Below are 18861 nucleotides of genomic sequence, written 5' to 3'. Positions count from 1 at the left end.
TCGTCTTCACTCAAGGGGCAGGCTTGCGATGCAGTCATCGAGCCCTGCAGCCCCGCGGTGTCGGTGAGTGAGGAGGATTGTCGATGGAATTGGCTCGAGGCTTTCGTGGGAGCCTGTCTGGCTGGGCGCTGAGTTCGGCCCTGATGGCTTCGAGCGTTGTCGCCTCCATGCCGCTCCTTGTCCCGTCAAGCGCGCAGGCCGCGCAGGTCCAGTTCTCCATTCCAAGGGGACCGCTCAGTCAGGCCTTGGCGGCGTTTGGACGTCAAAGCGGCCTGCAGATCACCTATCTGCCCGCAGTCGCGCAAGGCAAGTCATCGCCCGGTATTGCCGGTTCGGCCACGCCGCAACAGGCGCTGTCGCGCCTGCTGCGCGGCACCGGCCTGTCCTACAGCTTCACCAATTCGAGCACGGTTGCGATCACGGCGCCCATCATCCGCGACGGGACGGCCAGTATCTCGGGTGCCATCGAACTCGATCCGGTCGTGGTCGAGGGCAATGGCGAAGGCAGCACCGGTTATGTTGCCACGCGCAGCGCGACAGGCACGAAGACCAACACGCCCCTGATCGAGACCCCGCAATCGGTGACGGTGCTCACCCGCAAGGAACTGAACGATCGCAATGTGCAATCCTTGACGCAGGCCGTGGCCTACACCCCCGGCGTGCGCACGGAGTCCGCCGGGTTCGACTCCCGTTACGATTCTTTCTCCATCCGTGGCTTCGACGTCACCTATAACGGCATTTATCGCGACGGGCTGCGCTTTCCGGGCGCCAACATGGCGGTCTTCAAGATCGATCCCTACAATGTCGAGAACATCTCGGTGCTGCGCGGTCCGAGTTCGGCTCTCTACGGATTGGGATCGCCGGGCGGACTGGTCGACGTCACTTCCAAGCTTCCTGTCGACAAGTCTTTTGGCGAAGTGGCACTGGAAGGCGGCAACAGGAACCACATCCAGGGCAATTTCGATGTCGGGGGACCGATCGATGCCGATGGAACCTTGCTCTATCGCCTGACCGGAACCCTACGGGACGGCAAGACGGCCAACGTCCTGGGCGGCGGCGACGACAAGCTTGCCAGCCTGGCGCCGGCCTTCACCTGGCGCCCGAACGACCGGACGACGCTGACCATCCTCGGCGAATATCTTCAGGCCAAGACACCAGCCGCCTTCCCATATTACGAGTGGTTGGGTTCGCCCTCCAACCAGTATTCGCAAAGCGATCCAGACTATAACAGCCTGGAGCAGAAGCAATATCGCATCGGTTATCAGTTCGAGCACAAGTTCGACGACATTTTTACTTTCAGGCAGAAGCTTCGCTACGGCGGCGTCGACACGAAAGTACGCTTCACCGGTGTCAGCGACATCGACGCAAATGCGATGATCGCCAAGCGCTATACCGGCTACGTCCATGACAGGTTGAAGGCCCTGGCGATCGACAACCAGCTGCAGGCCGACTTTTCGACCGGCCCCATCCAGCACAAGACCCTGGTGGGCCTGGACTATTCCAACCTCACGCTGCGCAGCGGCCTCGGCTATGGAACGGCGCCCGATCTCGACCTCACCACGGGCGCCTCGCTCGGGGCATTCACCGATCCGCCCTTCAATACCTCCAACATGTCCGAAAGGCAGAACCAGCTCGGGCTCTATGTGCAGGAGCAGGCCAAATATGACAACTGGATCCTGACCCTGACCGGCCGGCAGGACTGGGTCCAGACCAAGACCTATGAGCGCGTTGGCGAAACCACCGAGCGCGCTTCCGACAATGCCTTCACCGGGCGCGTGGGCCTGACCTATCTGTTCGACAATGGCCTTGCCCCCTATGTGAGCTATTCGACCTCCTTCAATCCCAATCTCGGTTCCGCCGATGGCGTTGCATTCAAGCCCACGACCGGCCGGCAGATCGAGGGTGGCGTCAAATACGCCCCCACTTGGTTCGACGGGATGTTCACCGCTTCCATCTTCGACGTCATGCAGGATGGCGGCATCGTGTCGATCCAAAATGTCTCGGTGCAGCGCGGCAAGATCCGCGGGCGCGGTGTCGAATTGGAGGCCGTGGCCAATCTCGGCGCCGGCTTCAGCCTGCGCGGCGCCTATACCTTCCTGGACCTGAAGACCATCACCGGCGATGTCGGCACCGTCGGCAAGGTGCCGACCGCGACGCCGCGCAACAGCTTCTCGACCTGGGTCGACTACCAGGCGCCCGGTGACATTGCCCTGGCAGGCTTCGGCGCCGGTCTCGGCCTGCGCTATATCGGCGAAAGCTACGGCGACGCCAAGAACACCTTCAAGAACGATGCGGTCGCGCTGGTGGACGCCAAGCTCAGCTACGACCTCGGACAGATCCGGCCAGGGTTGAAAGGCTGGGACGTGCAAGCCAATGCCCGCAACCTGTTCGACAAGAAATATGTCACCTGCGAGTCTGGTTTTTGCTATCAGGGCGCTCGCAGGGTGATGACCGCCAGCCTGCGCTATCGCTGGTGACGCCTTGGAATCCGGCAAAGCTTCCTGTCTCTCGCCCAGCCGGCGGATCTTCCTGACCGGCGGGCTGGCCGCGCTCGCATCTGGCCTCGGTTCCGCCTCGGCAGCGCCAACGGGTTTGCAATCGGCTCCCTATCCCACGCGCATTGTTTCGCTCGACGATGGCTTGACCGAAACCCTGCTCGGCCTGGGCGTGACGCCGGTCGCCATGCCGCAGGTCGAAGCCTGGAACGATTGGGTGGTCGAACCACGCCTGCCCGCGGGCATCACCGATCTGGGGACCGACCGAGAGCCCAATCTCGAGTTGTTGGTGCGGCTTGCGCCGGACCTCATCATCACGACGCCTTACCTGGCTGCGATCGAACCCGTGATGGCGCGTATTGCCCCCACACAGACTTTCTCCATCTACGCCCCGCCGGGGGGGCACCCCTATGAACTGAGCATCAAGGAGACGCTCCGGCTTGGCGCCGTGCTCGGACGCGACAGCCAGGCACAAGCCCTGGTTGCCAGGGGGGCGGCGACAATGGCGCAACTGCGTTCCCGTCTTCGCAAGGCTGCCGACAGGCCGGTGCTGATCGTCAACTTCCTCGACGAGGGGCATCTGCGCATCTACGGCCAGCGCAGCCTGTTCCAGGATGTGATCGACCGTTGCGGCCTTGCCAATGGCTGGACACGGCCGACCAATTATTGGGGCTTTTCCACCATCGGGCTGGAGGATCTGGCCGCCAGTCCCGAAAGCCGATTTTTCTATTTCGAACCGGTTGCTCCGGGCATCCTCCAAAGCCTCGAAACCAACCCCGTATGGAACAGCCTGCCGTTCGTTCGCGCCGGGCACATCCATCGTCTGCCTGCCGCATCGGCTTTCGGAATGCTGCCTTCCGCGATGCGCTTCGGCACGTTGCTGAGCAGCCATCTTGCAGATGTCGAAAACACCAATGGGTGAGGTCGCACGGCGGGCAGGCCCTGCCACCCTTACCGCCAGCCTGCTTGCGGCAGCAGCAGCCTTGAGCTGGTGGCGCGCGGCCGAGTACTTGCCTTTGGGGGCCTGGCTCGATGCCTTGTCGATGCGCAACGTCACCGATACCTCCCAGATGCTGTTTGCCTACAGCTTCCTGCCGCGCCTGGTTGTCAGCCTCCTGTGCGGGGCTGCCCTGGGCTTGGCCGGCGCGCTGTGCCAGCTTTCCCTGCGCAATCCCATCGCCTCTCCCACCACGCTCGGCATCGAGGCCGGGGCGAGCCTCGCCCTGAGCGTGGCGATGCTATGGGCCCCCTGGCTGTTCGCTTTCGGGCGGGTCTGGCCCGCTTTGGCTGGCGGCGCGCTGGCGGCGGCAGGCGTTCTGGCCCTGTCGTGGCGACGGGGCCTGGCGCCGATTTCCGTCATTCTGGCCGGGCTTGTGACAGGGCTCTTCTGCGCGGCCTTCGCGGCCATGCTGACCCTGTTCAAGACCGAGTATCTCGCCGGGCTCTTCATCTGGGGCAGTGGCTCGCTCAGCCAGCAGGGTTGGACGGCGGCTGCCAAGCTCGCCCCTGTCCTCGTGGCTGCCGCGCTGGCTGCCGGTATGCTCGCACGTCCCCTGGCATTGCTGGGACTGGATGACGCCAAGGCGCGAAGTCTCGGGCTTTCCGTCGCCACGGCAAGGCTGGCTGCCCTGTCGCTTGCCGTCGTGCTCAGCGTCAATGTCGTCAGCGCGGTCGGTGTCATCGGTTTCGTCAGCCTCGCGGCTCCCGTGCTCGCCCGCGCTCTCGGTGCCCGGCGCGCGGGCCATCAACTGGCCTGGTCGACGGCGCTGGGGGCGGGCCTGCTGTGGCTCGTGGACCAGGCCGTGCAGTCGGCGGATGCTTTATCGGGCCTCAGCCTGCCGACGGGAGCCGTCACGGCCCTGCTCGGCGCGCCTCTGCTCATCGTCCTGCTCATGCAGCAAAGGAGCGTTCCGCTGGTGCCCCCGCCTGCCGCGGTGGAAAAGGCTCTGCTGACGTCCACGACCAGAGGCCGTCTCCTCGTCCTCGCGCTCCTCGTGGTCATCCTCCTGGCGCTGTCCACGACGGTTGGGCGCGACGGCGATGGATGGCATCTGAGCCTGGGGCAGGAGCTCGACAGGCTTGTGGCGCTGCGCCTGCCGCGCGCGATTGCAGCCCTGGCCGCAGGCGTGATGCTGGGCCTGGCAGGGTGCCTGCTTCAGCGCCTGACGGGCAACCCCATGGCCGGCCCCGAGGTTCTGGGCGTCAGCGCGGGTGCGGCCTTCGGCCTTGCCATTGCCCTGTTTTCCCTGCCCGCGGTCGGGCCGGGCCTGCAATTGCTTGCAGCCTCGATCGGCGCCTTTGCCGCATTGGCCGCCATCCTGGCGCTCGATCGCAAGGCAAGCCCCGACAGGGCCCTGATCGCGGGCATCGCGTTCGGCGCCATGTTCGATGCCGTGATCAACGTGCTGATGGCCGGCGGAGACCCGCGTGCGATGCTGCTGTTGAACTGGATGATGGGTTCGACCTATGCGGTGGATGCCACGGCGGCTCTCGTGAGCATCACGGCGGCGCTCCTCCTCTTTGGCGGATTGTTGCTGACGGCGAGAATGCTGACCATCCTGCCCCTTGGCAGGGGCATGTCGTCCGCTCTCGGTCTCAATCCCACGCACAGCCATATCCTCACCCTGGCCCTGAGCGCCCTCCTTGCCGCCGCGGCGACCCTGATCGTCGGGCCACTGAGCTTCGTAGGGCTGATGGCGCCGCATCTGGCGCGCCGTCTTGGCATGCGCCAGGTCTTGGCCGAATTGGTGGGGGCAGCCATCCTGGGTGGGCTGGTCATGGTCGCCGCCGACTGGTTCGGCCGCACCATCGTATTCCCACGGCAGATTCCAGCCGGTCTGGCAGCCTCCCTGATCGGAGGCCCCTGTCTGATCTGGCTCCTAGCGCGAAGGCCATCCTCATGAGCTCACCAGCCCTTATCGCAGACACCATCCATTTCGATCTGGTTCCGGCGTCGAAAATGCCGCCCTATCGCATTTTCCTGCGCATTCCCAAGGAAACGCCGCCGCCGCAGGGCTGGCCGATCCTCTATTTCCTCGATGCCAATGCCATTGTCGGGACGGCGGTCGATATCCTGCGTGTCCAGTCGAGCTATCCGCGCGGCACCGGCATCATGCCCGGGGTCCTCGTCGGTATCGGCTATCCGACGCCGGAAGCCTATGACAGCGTGCGTCGATCCTGGGACATGGGGCCGCCACCCGGCAAGACCTACCCGCCCCACACCGAGGGCGGCCCGGACGTGCGAACCGGCGGCGCCGACGAGTTCCTGGCGTTCATCGAGGACGAACTCAAGCCCCAGATCGCGTCCCGCGCGCCCATTGACGGTAAGAGACAGGCTGTGTTCGGGCACTCCTTCGGCGGCCTGTTCGTCCTGCATGCTTTGTTTCGCAAGCCGGAAGCCTTCTCGGCCTGGATCGCGGCAAGTCCAGCGATCTGGTGGGAAGGGGCGGGTATCGTGGCTGAAGCGGAACGTTTCGCGGCGGGCGCGGATGCGAAACCTCCGGGGCGCGTGCTGGTGATGGCGGGCGAGTACGAACAGCGCCTGGCACCATTCCAGGTCGGCGCGAGCGACGCGGCCGAACGCGCGCGAAGCTATGAGGAAAGCCGGATTGTCGACAATGCGCGAGCCATGGCCGAGCGCCTGGCGAGCGTGCCGGGCCTCGCAGCCTCCTTCCACCTGCTGGAAGGTGAAAATCACATGTCAGTCCTGCCTGGCTCCGTCAATCAAGCGATCCGCCTGGCGTTCGGTCCATCCTGAGCCCTGCGGAACGTGCAACGGGGCCTTTGGTCTCCAGGCTCCCCAGTCGCAACGGGGCGGAGCCTGCCGCGGGCCTGTCGTCGTCATGGAAGAGAATGCGCTCGCCGGCCCCATCGAGATCCTCGTACTGGTCGCTGCTCATCGACCAGAAGAAGGCGCCCAACGCGGCTGCGCCGAGGATGAGCGCGATCGGGACGAGGAAGACGAGGCTGTTCATTTTGCTGCCACCATGCGCAGGCGTTCGGCGCTCGACGCGGCCTCCGCTTCGATCGTGTGGCCGGCAGGGCGAAGACGAAGCGCATTGGCAACGACGATGACCGACGAAACCGACATGGCGAGCGCGGCCAGCAAAGGCGTGACATAGCCGGCCATTGCGACGGGGATGGCGAGTGCGTTGTAGCCGATGGCGATCGCGAAATTCTGCCGGACCAGGCGGCCGGCCTTGTGCGCGATGTCGAGGGCCGCGGGAATGGCGGCGAGGCTGTCGTAGAGAAAGACGAAATCGGCTGCGCTGCGTCCGATGTCGGCCGCGGTTGCGGGGGCCATCGAAACATGAGCAGCCGACAGGGCAGGGGCATCGTTGAGACCATCCCCCACCATCAGCGTGCGGCGCCCCTCGGCCTTTGCCTGGGCGAGACGGGCCACCTTGTCACCCGGCAGCAGGCCGGCAGCGAAATCCTCGATGTCCAGGGCCTTGGCGATACCGGCAACGGCACTCGATCTGTCGCCGGACAGGATCGTGACGGACAGTCCCGCATGGCGCAGGAGCTTCACCGTTTCGACGGCTCCCGGGCGCAAGGTTTCCGCGATCGCGAAGCGGGCGATCTCCTTGCCATTGCACGAAAGGACCGTGCCATCAGTGGCGCTCTGTGCATCGAGAGCCCAGCTGGCCCGGCCCAGTCGATAGCGCTGGCCGTCGAGATGGGCTTCGAGGCCGAGCCCGGCCTGCTCGCTCACCTCCGAGAGATCGGCGTGCCGTCCTGCGGCGCCGGGGGCTGCCATCGCGATGGCCTGGGACACCGGATGGCTCGAATGCCGCGCCAGCAGGCCTGCGATCTCCAGGGCCTCGGGAGCGACGCCGCGAAGATCGACGCGGGGCGTGCCGATGGTCAAGGTCCCGGTCTTGTCGAAGCAGACGGCCTCGACCTCGGCGAGGCGTTCGATGGCCGATCCGTCCTTCATCATGATGCCGGCGTCGAACAGACGCCGCGCGGCGACGACCTGGACGATGGGAACGGCAAGGCCGAGCGCGCAGGGGCAGGTGATGATCAGTACGGCGATGGCGATGCTGGTAGCATTGTGCCAGTCCCCGTTCACGGCCATCCAGCCAAGGAAGGTGAGGAAGGCAGCAAGATGCACCACCGGCGAGTAGAGGCGGGCGGCCCGGTCCGCGATCCTGCGATAGCGGGCCCGCCCGTCTTCGGCGGCTTCCATCAGGCGTGTCATTTCGGCGAGGAAGGAGTCTCGCGCACGCGCCGCTGCGACGAGCCTGACGGGCGCACTCAGATTGAGCGCGCCGGCCTGGACGAAGGAGCCGGTCGTCACGGCCACCGGCATGCTTTCTCCTGTCGCCAGGGCACAATCCAGGCTGGAGGTTCCGGACACGACCCGCCCGTCCACCGGGACGCGGTCGCCAACGGCGAGGATGATCGCCATGCCCGGCTCGATCTCGCCGATCGGCAGATAATCCCGGCTTCCGTCGGAACGCTCCACGGTCGCGCCGCGGGGAGAGAGCCGTATCAGGGAGCCTATCACCCCCCGCGCGCGTTGGCGCATGGCATGGTCCAGGGTACGGCCGATCAGCAGGAAGAAGATCAGGCTGGTGGCTGCGTCGAAATAGGCCTGGTGGCCATGGTGAAGTGTGTCGTAGAGGCTGAGCCCGAAGGCGAGCGTGATGCCGATGCTGATCGGCACGTCCATATTGGTGCGGCCACGCCTCAGCGCGGCCCAGGCCGAGCGGTAGAAGATGCCGCCGGAATAGATCAGGGTGGGCAAGGCCAAGGCCGCCGATATCCAGTGGAAGGCCTGCCGGGTTTCCGCCTCGGCCCCGGACCAGATCGAGACCGACAGCATCATGATGTTCATGGCCGCAAAGCCCGAGACGGCCAGGGCACGGATCAGGCGGGCCATTTCCGGATCGAAGGTCCGTTCCTCGGCCTCGTCGAGATGCGCCTTGTAACCCACGGCCGCCAGGGCGGCGATCATGTCGGGCGGCGCCGTGCCGCGCCAGGTGACGGCAACGCGGCGGGTGGTCAGGTTGGCGCGGGCGCGTTCGACTTGGGGAAGCCGCGAAAGGGCCTCTTCGACGCTTTGGATGCAGGTGCCGCAATGCATGCCGGGAACGGACAGGCTGGTCTGCCAGGATCCGTTGCCCAGATCACGGCTGGCCAGCGCGATCTCGTCCTGGGAACTCGCCCGCCCGATGGCCGCGGTGAGCTCGACGCCATGGGCACAGCAGCTCATTCGATGGCCCGGTAGCTGTGCCAGGTCGCGTGGCCGAGCAGGGGGAAGATCACGATCAGCCCCAGCATTCCCGTCGCGAGGCTGACGAGAAAGAGGACCAGCACAATGGCGCCCCACATCAGCATGACCGGCAGGTTGCGGAACACCATGGAGATCGACGTGCCCATGGCCGTGAAGGCGTCGACCGGTTTGTCGAGCAGCATGGGAATGGAGAAGGTACTGATGGCGAAGGCGAAGGCGGCGAAGAGGCCGCCGACGGCAGTACCGGTCAGCAGCATGGCCCAGCCGATGGGCGTGGTGAACAGCATTTCGGCGACGTGGTCGAGACCCGGGAAGGGGCGATAGCCGAAGAACAGGGCGTAGATGATCACCGCCGCTCGCATCCAGACCAGCATGAGCAGGCACAGGATCGCTCCGGTATAGAGCACCTGGCCGCCGGAGCGGGCCTTGACGAACATCATGCGGGAGAGCGTGAACGGGCTTCCGGTTTCGATGGCGCGGCTCTTCTCATAAAGACCGATGGCGAGCAGCGGGCCGAGCACCATGAAGCCCGCCAGCGCCGGGAAGAGGATGTAATCGAGGCCGAGCGCGCCGAGTGCCCATACGATGGCGATCGAAACGGCGAAGACGACAAGGCCATAGGCCAGGCTGGGGCCGGGCCGTTGGATGAGGTCGCGCCAGCCGGCGACGAGCCAGCCGAACGCCGCCGATGCCGGCAGATGCCGCCGGCGCCTTTCCGCCGCCGAGGGCAGGAGGGTTTCGAGCTGGCCGTTGGAACGTATCATGGAATCCCCCTCAGCATGAGGATTGGGCGGCGCCGAACGAGCCGGCATCGCGTGCTTCGCCCGTTGCCCTGTCATGGGCGACGCAATCCGGCCGCGAGGCGAAGGCCACGTAGATCAGATGCGCATTGGCGCCGACGAACACGGCGACGATCAGGGCGCTCAGCATGATTGCTGCCAAGCGCCAGGGGCGGGTATCCAGGCGGGACTGCGGGCCGGTCGATCGTCCGGTCATGGCTTGGCCGCCTCGAGCGTCGAGACATAGAGCGCCAGGATCTTGCGATTGGTCTCCGACAGGCGGCCTTCCCACTGCGGCATATATCCCTGCCGGCCGGCATAGATCGTGGTGTAGAGGGCCTGGCTGTCGCCGCCATAGATCCAGAACCGATCGGTCAGATCCGGCGCTCCCACATCCGTCTTGCCTTTGGCGTTGGCGCCGTGGCAGGCGACGCAGTTGGCGGCGAACACCTCTTGCCCTGCCTTGATTTGCGTGCTGTCGCCTTGCTTGCTGGAAAGGGACTGCACATAGGCGACGACATCCTCGATCTTCGCCGCATCGAGGACGTGCTGGCGGCCGAAGGCCAGCATCTGGGAAACCCTTGTGTCGGGGTGGCCCGAATTGATGCCGATGCGAATGGTCTCGGCGATGGTTTCGGGCGAGCCGCCCCACAGCCAGCTCTTCGAGGTCAGATTGGGAAAGCCGGGGCCGCCGGTCGCCTTGGCGCCATGGCAGGCCGCGCAATTGTCGCGAAAGAGAGTCTGGCCGGTTTCCCTGACCTTTTGCATCAGGGTGGGATCAGCCTCGATTGTGGCGAAGTCCCTGGAGGCGATCTCCGCCTCCCAGCTGCTGCGCTCGACGGCTGCCTGCTTGACCTGGTCGGTCACCAATTGCTGCTGGTCGATGCCGAGCAGGCCCTTGGTATAGGTCGTGACCAGCGGAAAGGCCGGATAGAGCAGCCAGCAGATCAGCGAAAACACAAAACCGAGGGCGAGAAAGACGAGCACCACCTTCGGCACAGGGGTGTCGAGTTCCTCGATGCCGTTCCATTCATGGCCGGTGGTCATGCGGCCGGTGACGCCGTCGCGTTTGCCTTCCTGCATGGCTTACCGTCCCGGCTGATCGGTCGTATCGAGGATGCTGTTTGCGGCCCTGTCGAATTCCGCCTTCTTGCCCGGCCACAGGGCGTAGATCGTGACCGCGACGGAAAGCCCGACCAGGTAGAAAAGGCCCCAGCTTTTGGAAAAGGCGACGACGCTCTGGTGATCGAAATCCATCTCACTTCTCCGCGACGGTCGGCGCCGGCTGCTTCGCGCCAGCCGCCGGCTTGTAGGGAATGTCGGTCTGCCGGCCGAGGATCTGCAGATAGGCGACCAGCGCGTCCATTTCGGTCAGCTCGCCCGGATTGCCGTCGAAATCCCGGACATTGGTGGCCTCGCCATAGCGCTCCTTCACGCCGGTGGAAGCATCGGCATCCGGTGAGGCCTGGCCATAGGCATCCGCCGTGGCGTTCTTGACCATGGCGTCGGTATAGGGAACGCCCACCGTGCGCTGGGCGGCGAGATTGAGCGACAGACCGTCGATCTTCAAGGCGTTGGCTGCCAGCCAGCCATATCTAGGCATGACCGACTCCGGCACCACGGCCCGAGGGTTGATGAGATGGGCCACGTGCCAGGCATCCGAATATTTGCCGCCGAGACGCGCGATATCGGGACCGGTGCGCTTGGATCCCCACAGCATCGGGTGGTCGTATTTCGACTCCACCGCAAGAGAATAGGGGCCGTAGCGCTCGACTTCGTCGCGCAGGGTGCGGATCATCTGGGAATGGCAGGCATAGCAGCCTTCGCGGATGTAGATATCGCGCCCTGCCAGTTCCAGCGGCGTGTAGAGGCGCATGTCCGGCGCCTTCTCGACCGTCTGATCGATGGTGAAAAGGGGAGCGATCTCGATGAAGCCGCCGATCGATGAGACGACGAGGATGGCAGCCAGGAAGGCGATGGAGTTGCGCTCGAGCTTGCGGTGAATTTCAGGCATGTCGTTACTCCGCCGGCATCGAGGCAAGGCTCGGCACATCTTGGGCTGGCACGTCTTGGGCCGGCACGTCCTGTTCGCCGCTGCGCCCGGCTTCGGCCTGGCTTGCGCGAATGGTCATCCAGACATTGAGGGAGCCCACCACCGCACCGGCCAGGAAGAACAAGCCGCCGATTGTGCGTGCGATGTAGTAGGGATGCATCGCAACCAGGCTTTCGACGAAGGAATATTGCAGCGTGCCGCTGTCATTGTAGGTGCGCCACATCAGGCCCTGGATGATGCCCGAATTCCACATGGCGAAGACGTAGATGATGGTGCCGGAGAGGGCGAGCCAGAAGTGCAGCTCGATGAGCCTGGGCGACCACATGGCCTCGCGCTTCCACATCCAGGGCACCAGGGCGTAGATCGAGCCGAAGGTGATCATCGCCACCCAGCCGAGAGCCCCGGCATGGACATGGCCGATGGTCCAGTCCGTATAGTGCGACAGCGCGTTGACGGGGCGGATGGCCATGAACGAGCCTTCGAAGGTCGACAGGCCGTAGAAGACGGCGGCGACCATCATGAAGCGCAGCGTGGCGTCGTCGCGGACCTTGTGCCAGGCCCCGTTCAGCGTGGCGAGCGCATTGCCGGCAGACGCCCAGGAGGGGACCAGCAGCATCACCGAAAAGGTCATGCCGAGGGTCTGCACCCAATGGGGAAGGGCGGTGTAGTGCAGGTGGTGCGACCCCGCCCACATATAGAGGAAGGTGATGCCCCAGAAGCTGATGATCGAGAGGCGGTAGGAGAAGATCGGCCGGCCCGCACGCTTGGGCAGATAATAATACATCATGCCCAGGAAACCGGAGGTCAGGAAGAAGGCTACCGCGTTATGGCCATACCACCATTGCGTCATGGCATCCTGAACGCCGGAGAACAGCGAATAGCTCTTGGTCGAGCCGAGCGAAAGAGGCACGGCGAGGTTGTTGACGATATGCAGGACCGCCACGACCAGGATGAAGGCCATGTAGTACCAGTTGGCGACGTAGATATGCGGTTCCTTGCGGCGCGCCAGCGTGCGGATGAAGATCGAGAAGTAGACGACCCACACGACGACCAGCCAGAGATCGGCATACCATTCCGGCTCGGCATATTCCTTCGATTGGGTCACGCCCATCAGGTAGCCGCTGGCGGCGACGATGCAGAACAGATTGTAGCCGAGCAGCACGAACCAGGGGCTGACCTGATCGGGCAGCCGGGCACGCGAGGTGCGCTGCAGGACGTGGAAGGAGGTCGCGATCAGAGCATTGCCGCCGAAGCCGAAGATGACCCCGCTGGTATGGACGGGGCGAAGCCGGCCGAAGCTCGCCCAGGCGGCATCGAAGGTCAGGTCCGGCCAGGCCAGGAGTGCCGCCACCCACACCCCGACGAACATGCCGACGACGGCCCAGATCATGGTGAGGACGATGCCGACCCGGGTGGGATCGTCATAATATTCCTCCAGCTGCGAAGCCGGCGGCTCGGGATCGAAGTAATGCCCGATCAATGCGAAGATGAAGCCCAGGGCCGCGACCAGCACGATGAAGCCGTGGACCCCCAGCGGCTCGCCGCGACCGCCGATCGACATCGCCAGGCCGAAGACGCCAAGCAGGACTACAATCGCCAGGGAAAACTGGCGTTCGCTCAAGGTGAGGCGGGAGATCATGCCATCGGCTCCATCGGCCTTCCACTCCGTTGCCGGACCGGTGGGTCAGGCTCGAGGATTGACGCTTGGCAGATCGCCGGCAGTTCTCCCTTGATGTAGATCAAGGTCGAGGCGAGGAAGTGCGCCGGTTCACAGGATTGCAGCTTGATCGCGGCGTTGATCGGTGGTCCGAGAAGGGGCGGCTGGAACACGCGGTTCAATTCCGGCTATAGAACGTCGGGGGCCTCATCTGATCGATCGACTGCAGAAAATGCCCAACCTGTTCATCCGCCTGTGCCTGCTTGTATGGATCCCGCTCCAATTCGGCGTCATCGCGGGGGCACACGCTGCCATGCCCGAGGCCGGCGTTTGCCGTGAGATTCCGGCGGGCCGCGACAGCGGCGACAAGCGCGTGGCGCTGATCGTGGGCAATGCGGCCTATCGGCATGGCCTGCCGGCGCTCGCCAACCCCGCCAACGATGCCGCCGCGGTCGCCGCGACGTTGAGTAGGCTCGGCTTCGAGGTCCTCCTCGTCACGGATGCCTCGGACCGGCAATTGCAGGCCTGCCTGACGCGCGCCAGCGCCCGGATGTCGCAGGCAGCGATCGGCCTGTTCTATTATTCGGGCCATGGCATCCAGGTCGATGACGAGAATTATCTCGTCGCTGTCAATGCGCGGGCGGGAAACCTCAAGACGGGCTTTGTGCCCGTGCAGCCGATCGTCGAGGAGATCCAGCGTCGGGCCGCCGCGACACTCGTGTTCCTCGACGCTTGCCGAAACAATCCGCTGGCGCCCAGGGGCCGGGAAGGCCTGTCGGTATCCACCGGCCGCGGCATCCAGATCGTGGCAAGCAAGGCGCCCGTCCCGAAGCCCGCTGCGCCGCAGGCCCGCGGCCTGATGGTCGCCTATTCGACCTCGCCCAATTCGGTCGCCGTGGACGGCGACGGCGATCTCAGCCCCTTTACGGATGCTTTCATTCACAGGGTCCTTTCGCCGGGCTATTCGATCCAGCGGGTGATGAGCGAGGTGACGAACGCCGTGGGCGAGCAGACGACATGGGCCCAGACTCCCTGGATGAAGTCCTCGCTCACCCGCGAGCTCAAGCTCGACGGCGAGCAGACTTTGGCCGAGGCCCAGGCAGTGTCGCAAAACTGGGCGAACCTGTCGCTGAAGCTCCTATGGACGCATGAGGGCCGGCAAGCTGCGCTGGCTGCCGCCTTGAAGGGATTGCCGGCCGAGCCCAGCGAGGCGACGCTCAGGGCATTTCCGGATGCCTATCTCGCCGTCTTCTCCGCCATGCATGCCAGCATGTCGAAACTGCCGGTGAACGGCTTGCCCCTTGGCGACATCAACGGTGATCAGGTCGCTGTGTTTCGCCTGCTCGAGAACGGTGCCTCGAGCCTGGAGCTCTGGTCCCAGTCACGTCAGGTTCTGCTGCGCCCGGTGGCGGAATATCCCGCAAACGAGGCCCATGGCGCTAGGTTCAGTCCTGACGGCACCCTCCTTTTGAGCTTCGGCAATGGAACGGTTGCCGGATGGGATATGGCCACGGGCGTCAAGCGTTTCGAGACCGTGGTTGCGCATGAGGCCGCCGGCGGCCTGCTCGGCCAGCGCAAATGGGTCTTCGATGTCGGCTTCAGTCCCGATGGGCGCTTCTTTTATGTAACCGCAACGGACAAGAAGATTCTTCAGATCCTCGATGCCCGCACGGGCAATGTCGTCGAAGCCTTCGACGGTGCCGCGTTCGCGCCCGTTGCGGACGTCGCTCAGTCTCCGGCGGTGAAGTATATCGGTGACGACAAGCTGCTCCTGCTGCTCTCATCGAGCCAGCAGCCCGAAGGGCCGGTGATTGCGACCTATGATCTGAAAGAGCATCAGTTGACGCTGATCGATCGGGTTTCCGCGAAGTCGGTGACACATTTGGGTTATGACCCCGCGGGGCGTTACGTCGCTCTGACGCTCATGCCCGACAATGGCTTCAGCGGACAGGCCGACTTCATGGTCTGGGATATTCGTTCCAAGAAGAAGGTCTTGTCCGCCAAGGGCATGGTGATGGACGCCTCCTTCGATCCGACGGGGCGTTTCGTGCTTGCGAGCGCCGGAACATCATCGACGGTGTATGACCTTTCCGACGGCAAGGAGACCAGCCTGGCGGCGATACCATCCGGGTTTCGGGCCATGCCCGGCTATATTGCCTCGTCCACGGGGCTGTCGCCCGTGGTGATGCCGTCCGGTCCCTGGTTTTCCTGGGATTTGCCGCATGGGCGGGCGCTCGTCGATCTGGCCTTTTCGACGCTGCCTGGGGAACAGCAGGCCCGCGTGGCCCAGGAGCGCGTTTCATACGTTGGAAATGACTGATCGAAGCGCATTCGGGTGCGAATGCCCATCGGCTTCGCGAACCGGCCCGATCCGCCTTGTGCTCGGAAGACTTGCGTTCGGAAGACTTGCGCTCAGAAGAAAGGCAGCGGTCCCGGGAAGTTTCCGATCGGCACCCAATGGGTCAGCAGGCCATGCCCGGGCCGCCAATGATGCAACAGGAAGGCCGGTGGCTCGACATAGGAGGCCGGTATGGAATCCGCCGCAAGGCGGAGGGCAATGGAGGTTGCGGTGCTCGGCGCGGTCATGAGCATGGTTCCGGCGAACCGCGCCTGCGCGAAACGATGAACATGCCCGCACAGGACGCGTTCGATATGGCCGTGGCGAAGCAAGAGCTCGGCAAGCCGCTCGCCGCGAAGGCATTTATAGGCGTCGATGAAATGGATGCCGATGTCGATCGGGGGCTGGTGCATCAGGATGACGGTCGGCTGGTCCGGGTATTCTGACAGTGTCTGTTCGAGCCAGAGCATCGCTGCGTCATCGATGTCGCCGTGATGCTGGCCGGGGACAGTGACATCGAAGCCGATCACACGCACCGGCCATCGGGTGCCCGTGTCGAAATGAAGGGGGCCGGCCGCCGTCAGGCTTCCGGTTTCACCAAGACAGGTCCTGAAGGCTTCCCGCTCGTCGTGGTTTCCAGGGATGGCGAAAACGGGTTGCCGCAACCTGGAGAGCGCGTGCCGGGCGGTCTCATATTCGGCCTCGGATGCTTCATCGACCAGATCGCCGCCGATGATCACGATGTCCGGCTCCGGCCTGAGCGCCTCGAGCGTTTCCATCGCCAGGTCGAACATGGCATTGGAGTCCACCAGTCCCTGATAGAGATGGCCTTTTTCCCGCAGATGGGGATCCGACAAATGGGCGATCAGCACTCAATAACCTCATCTAAAGCCGCGGTACGCCCTGGAAGGTCGGGCCCTTCTCAGCCGGCCAGGAAACCACCATCCGCACCGAGCACATGGCCGACGATATAGCTCGCCTCGCCTGAAAGCAGCCAGACGACCGCTGCCGCAATTTCCTCCGGGTGCCCCATGCGGCGGAGCGGCAATCCCGCTGCGACACTCCGCATGTCCGCGATGCCCGAGGACAGCATCATGTCCGTGACGACCCGGCCCGGCGCGATGGCGTTTATCCGAATGCCCTTGGAAGCATATTCCATGGCCGCGGCACGCGTCAGCGCAATGGCGGCCGCCTTGGAGGCCCCATAGAGCGCCAGACCCGGATTGGGATTTCGGATGCCGCTGACGCTGGTGTTGTTGACGATCGCCCCGCCACCCGAGGCCAGGAGCGCCGGGATTTCGTGCCGCATGGCGTGGAACATGGCCCGTACATTGGTATCGAATACCTGCGCGTAGACGCCGTCGCTCTGTTCCGCCAGCGGCGCCCGTCTCTCCTGGAAACCCGCATTGTTGAACACGGCATCGAGACGGCCGAACCGTCGCATCGTCTGTTCCGTCAGCCTGGCGAGATCGTCTTCCTGCGTGACGTCGGCAGGGATGAACAGGCTCCTCGCGCCTGAGCGCTGCAGTTCTTCCTCGAGCCTGGCGCCGAGCGTCTGCCGGCGGCCGGCGATCACGACGATGGCGGCGCCTTCCCGGGCCATGCGCAGGGCGGTGGCACGACCGATGCCGCTGGTCGCACCGAGGACGAGGCAGGTGCGCCCGTCAAGCCGTTCGGCCGGCAGGTGGATCGGAGCGGGACCGGCAAGGTCCGAGAGGGTGGGGGGCGGTGCCACTGCGGACGTCATGGGCGGGGCCTCATGAAGCGCTGCTCCAATACTTCGCTGCCCCATTGCCGGCCGGGGCGCTCTTCGACGCAGACGAAGCCATGTCTTTCATAGAGGTGCCGCGCCGCCGCAAGGCCGGCAAAGGTCCATAGATGGGTCTCCTCGAACCGATTCCGGTCCACGAAGTCGAGCGCGGTCGAGAGCAATCGACGGCCGGTACCCCCGCCACGAACCGACCCTTCCACGATGAACCAGCGCAGATGCGCGATGCCGGATCCAAGGTCCTCGCCGTCGATGGCGATGGAGCCGATGATCCTGTCGCCATGGATAGCGCTCCAGATATTGTTGGCGGGCCTGTCGAGACGATCGCAGAAAGCGGCCAGACCACCGGCGACGACGGATTCGAAAGCCTGGCCGAAACCGGACGCATCCGCGTAGTGAAGCGCGTGCATTTCGGTGATGCGGGCTATCAGTCCAGGTCGATAGCCGGAGGCGATGCGAAGCGGCGGCGCGGGGTCGGGCCCATCTGCGGCGAGGGACCCGGCGTAGAGGCGAAGGCCGTCCAGGACGACATTGCATTGGTCGGGAGACAGACGATCCAAGGCAGATACGACCTGCTCCCGCGCGAAGGCGTGAATGGCCGTAACCCGGCTTCGGCCAGCCGCAGTCAAGGAGAGCCTTCTTTCCCGGGCATCCTGCTCCCCCGGCTCTTCCAGGACGTCGCCGGAGAGGATGAGCTTGCGCAGCATGCGGCTGACACTGGACTTTTCCAGGCGAAGGATTGCGCTGAGCGTCCGGGCTGTGATGCCCTCATGCTTTTCGATTTCGATCAGGGCGTGGACGGCGGAGGGCGACAGGTCCGTTCCGGCCAGAGACTCGTGCATGAAGCCGAGTTCGCGGACGAGTTGCCGAGAAGCCTCGCGCACCAGTTCGATGATAGGCGGGGAGCCGGACATGGCGAAGCGTCCAATTTAGTTGTACGATACAACCATAGCTGCTTCTCGCCTTTTGTCGAGCCTCATCGTGTTCATCGCGGTGACCTTGGGCCCGCGGATACGCCGTCACGTCGTCGGGCGTTCGAGATCCTCGTCAGGCTGCATGATGAAGATCAGCACGAGGAGAATGGTGACATAGAACCGGAAGGCGGGATTCTGGCCATTCCAGGTCGAAGACTGCCACATGGCAAACCACTCCCCGCCGATCACCATGAAGCCGAAGAACCAGACGAGAAACCCGATCGTGGAGGCCATGACGGCATGGTTCTTGGCAGCATGGAAGCTTCTTGCCGGCGCGTGACGGGCTTTCCAGAGCGCAGCGCTGGCAAATAAGTACAAAATGCAGGTAATTGCTTCGCCGGCTATGATTAGAATGTAGGAAGCATTCCACAGGATCGGGCTGCTGATCGACCTATACATCAAACTATTGCCCGGAAACGTGCTGTCCATGGACAGGACATGCTTTACGAATTCGTAGTTCGAGCCATAGTCGGTGATGTTGCCGAAGGTCACGAGAAAGGCGAAGGCCGCAAGGCAGAGGCACATGACGATCTTGGCGTAGCGGGTGGACATATGC

General features: G+C 64.3%; 16 protein-coding genes and 1 pseudogene. 5 read left to right on the top strand and 12 right to left on the bottom strand.

All coding sequences use genetic code 11. From position 1 onward, the window contains the following. Window positions 1-83 precede the first annotated feature (83 nt). Genes ACIGJE_RS30935 through ACIGJE_RS30920 form a run of 4 tightly spaced genes read left to right on the top strand, consistent with a single transcriptional unit; the run spans window position 84 to window position 6252 of the window. Entirely contained in the window at window positions 84-2477 is a 2394-nt protein-coding gene (locus ACIGJE_RS30935) for a TonB-dependent siderophore receptor (RefSeq protein WP_483680505.1), read from the top strand. Window positions 2478-2481: 4 nt separating this feature from the next. After that, complete coding sequence (locus ACIGJE_RS30930) at window positions 2482-3417, top strand: ABC transporter substrate-binding protein (RefSeq protein WP_483680503.1); 936 nt, start codon at window positions 2482-2484, stop codon at window positions 3415-3417. Beyond that, the gene (gene fhuB / locus ACIGJE_RS30925; RefSeq protein WP_415081073.1) at window positions 3410-5398 is read left to right on the top strand and encodes a Fe(3+)-hydroxamate ABC transporter permease FhuB; all 1989 of its coding nucleotides are present in this window, start codon (window positions 3410-3412) and stop codon (window positions 5396-5398) included. The genes ACIGJE_RS30930 and fhuB overlap by 8 nt, the downstream gene beginning before the upstream one ends. Beyond that, on the top strand, window positions 5395-6252 hold the full coding sequence (locus ACIGJE_RS30920; RefSeq protein WP_415081075.1) for an alpha/beta hydrolase: 858 nt from the start codon (window positions 5395-5397) through the stop codon (window positions 6250-6252). Before fhuB ends, ACIGJE_RS30920 begins: the two co-directional genes overlap by 4 nt. A 61-nt stretch (window positions 6253-6313) precedes the next feature. Here the strand turns inward: ACIGJE_RS30920 and ccoS are convergent. From ccoS to ccoN, 8 genes and pseudogenes are all read right to left on the bottom strand, one after another. Next, a pseudogene (ccoS, locus tag ACIGJE_RS30915) lies at window positions 6314-6469 on the bottom strand (cbb3-type cytochrome oxidase assembly protein CcoS); the annotation flags it as partial. Continuing rightward, window positions 6466-8715 (bottom strand): heavy metal translocating P-type ATPase, encoded by a 2250-nt coding sequence (locus ACIGJE_RS30910; RefSeq protein ID WP_415081077.1) that lies wholly within the window; start codon window positions 8713-8715, stop codon window positions 6466-6468. The pseudogene ccoS and the gene ACIGJE_RS30910, both read right to left, overlap by 4 nt. Next, window positions 8712-9500: a DUF2189 domain-containing protein gene (locus ACIGJE_RS30905; protein WP_415081079.1), complete on the bottom strand. Its 789-nt coding sequence runs from the start codon at window positions 9498-9500 to the stop codon at window positions 8712-8714. The genes ACIGJE_RS30910 and ACIGJE_RS30905 overlap by 4 nt, the downstream gene beginning before the upstream one ends. 10 nt (window positions 9501-9510) lie before the next feature. Beyond that, a complete protein-coding gene (locus ACIGJE_RS30900) occupies window positions 9511-9732 on the bottom strand; it encodes a hypothetical protein (RefSeq protein ID WP_367624687.1) in 222 nt (73 codons plus the stop codon). Next, complete coding sequence (gene ccoP, locus ACIGJE_RS30895; RefSeq protein WP_415081082.1) at window positions 9729-10598, bottom strand: cytochrome-c oxidase, cbb3-type subunit III; 870 nt, start codon at window positions 10596-10598, stop codon at window positions 9729-9731. Before ccoP ends, ACIGJE_RS30900 begins: the two co-directional genes overlap by 4 nt. A 3-nt stretch (window positions 10599-10601) precedes the next feature. Continuing rightward, window positions 10602-10772, bottom strand: a complete 171-nt coding sequence (locus ACIGJE_RS30890; protein WP_415081084.1) for a cbb3-type cytochrome c oxidase subunit 3 — start codon at window positions 10770-10772, stop codon at window positions 10602-10604. Window position 10773: 1 nt separating this feature from the next. After that, window positions 10774-11529, bottom strand: a complete 756-nt coding sequence (gene ccoO / locus ACIGJE_RS30885; RefSeq protein WP_415081086.1) for a cytochrome-c oxidase, cbb3-type subunit II — start codon at window positions 11527-11529, stop codon at window positions 10774-10776. 4 nt (window positions 11530-11533) lie between these two features. Continuing rightward, window positions 11534-13207, bottom strand: a complete 1674-nt coding sequence (ccoN, locus tag ACIGJE_RS30880; RefSeq protein WP_415081088.1) for a cytochrome-c oxidase, cbb3-type subunit I — start codon at window positions 13205-13207, stop codon at window positions 11534-11536. 250 nt (window positions 13208-13457) lie between these two features. Between ccoN and ACIGJE_RS30875 the strand changes: the two genes are divergently transcribed. Continuing rightward, entirely contained in the window at window positions 13458-15545 is a 2088-nt protein-coding gene (locus ACIGJE_RS30875) for a caspase family protein (RefSeq protein ID WP_415081090.1), read from the top strand. 92 nt (window positions 15546-15637) lie between these two features. On the opposite strand, the gene ACIGJE_RS30870 is transcribed toward ACIGJE_RS30875, so the two are convergent. The 4 genes from ACIGJE_RS30870 to ACIGJE_RS30855 form a co-directional block, all read right to left on the bottom strand. Further along, window positions 15638-16435 carry a phosphodiesterase gene (locus tag ACIGJE_RS30870; RefSeq protein ID WP_367624683.1) on the bottom strand — a complete coding sequence of 266 codons (798 nt, stop codon included), beginning with the start codon at window positions 16433-16435 and terminating at the stop codon, window positions 15638-15640. Window positions 16436-16485: 50 nt separating this feature from the next. Beyond that, window positions 16486-17310: an SDR family NAD(P)-dependent oxidoreductase gene (locus tag ACIGJE_RS30865; RefSeq protein WP_415081092.1), complete on the bottom strand. Its 825-nt coding sequence runs from the start codon at window positions 17308-17310 to the stop codon at window positions 16486-16488. Further along, on the bottom strand, window positions 17307-18245 hold the full coding sequence (locus tag ACIGJE_RS30860) for a bifunctional helix-turn-helix transcriptional regulator/GNAT family N-acetyltransferase (protein WP_415081094.1): 939 nt from the start codon (window positions 18243-18245) through the stop codon (window positions 17307-17309). The genes ACIGJE_RS30865 and ACIGJE_RS30860 overlap by 4 nt, the downstream gene beginning before the upstream one ends. A gap of 105 nt (window positions 18246-18350) precedes the next feature. Next, window positions 18351-18857 carry a DUF2165 family protein gene (locus tag ACIGJE_RS30855; RefSeq protein ID WP_415081096.1) on the bottom strand — a complete coding sequence of 169 codons (507 nt, stop codon included), beginning with the start codon at window positions 18855-18857 and terminating at the stop codon, window positions 18351-18353. Between the last annotated feature and the right edge of the window lie 4 nt (window positions 18858-18861).

The organism is Labrys sp. E2SS-1L, assembly GCF_057073705.1.
This window is presented reverse-complemented; position numbering and strand designations above follow the sequence as displayed.

Excerpts from the sequence above, each read along its gene's own strand:
- ACIGJE_RS30890 (WP_415081084.1), bottom strand. The coding sequence starts at position 10,772 with ATGGATTTCGATCACCAGAGCGTCGTCGCCTTTTCCAAAAGCTGGGGC.
- ACIGJE_RS30935 (WP_483680505.1), top strand. The coding sequence starts at position 84 with ATGGAATTGGCTCGAGGCTTTCGTGGGAGCCTGTCTGGCTGGGCGCTG.
- fhuB (WP_415081073.1), top strand. The coding sequence starts at position 3,410 with ATGGGTGAGGTCGCACGGCGGGCAGGCCCTGCCACCCTTACCGCCAGC.
- ccoP (WP_415081082.1), bottom strand. The coding sequence starts at position 10,598 with ATGCAGGAAGGCAAACGCGACGGCGTCACCGGCCGCATGACCACCGGC.
- ACIGJE_RS30860 (WP_415081094.1), bottom strand. The coding sequence starts at position 18,245 with ATGTCCGGCTCCCCGCCTATCATCGAACTGGTGCGCGAGGCTTCTCGG.
- ACIGJE_RS30905 (WP_415081079.1), bottom strand. The coding sequence starts at position 9,500 with ATGATACGTTCCAACGGCCAGCTCGAAACCCTCCTGCCCTCGGCGGCG.
- ACIGJE_RS30875 (WP_415081090.1), top strand. The coding sequence starts at position 13,458 with ATGCCCAACCTGTTCATCCGCCTGTGCCTGCTTGTATGGATCCCGCTC.
- ACIGJE_RS30865 (WP_415081092.1), bottom strand. The coding sequence starts at position 17,310 with ATGACGTCCGCAGTGGCACCGCCCCCCACCCTCTCGGACCTTGCCGGT.
- ccoN (WP_415081088.1), bottom strand. The coding sequence starts at position 13,207 with ATGATCTCCCGCCTCACCTTGAGCGAACGCCAGTTTTCCCTGGCGATT.
- ACIGJE_RS30900 (WP_367624687.1), bottom strand. The coding sequence starts at position 9,732 with ATGACCGGACGATCGACCGGCCCGCAGTCCCGCCTGGATACCCGCCCC.
- ACIGJE_RS30855 (WP_415081096.1), bottom strand. The coding sequence starts at position 18,857 with ATGTCCACCCGCTACGCCAAGATCGTCATGTGCCTCTGCCTTGCGGCC.
- ACIGJE_RS30920 (WP_415081075.1), top strand. The coding sequence starts at position 5,395 with ATGAGCTCACCAGCCCTTATCGCAGACACCATCCATTTCGATCTGGTT.
- ccoO (WP_415081086.1), bottom strand. The coding sequence starts at position 11,529 with ATGCCTGAAATTCACCGCAAGCTCGAGCGCAACTCCATCGCCTTCCTG.
- ACIGJE_RS30910 (WP_415081077.1), bottom strand. The coding sequence starts at position 8,715 with ATGAGCTGCTGTGCCCATGGCGTCGAGCTCACCGCGGCCATCGGGCGG.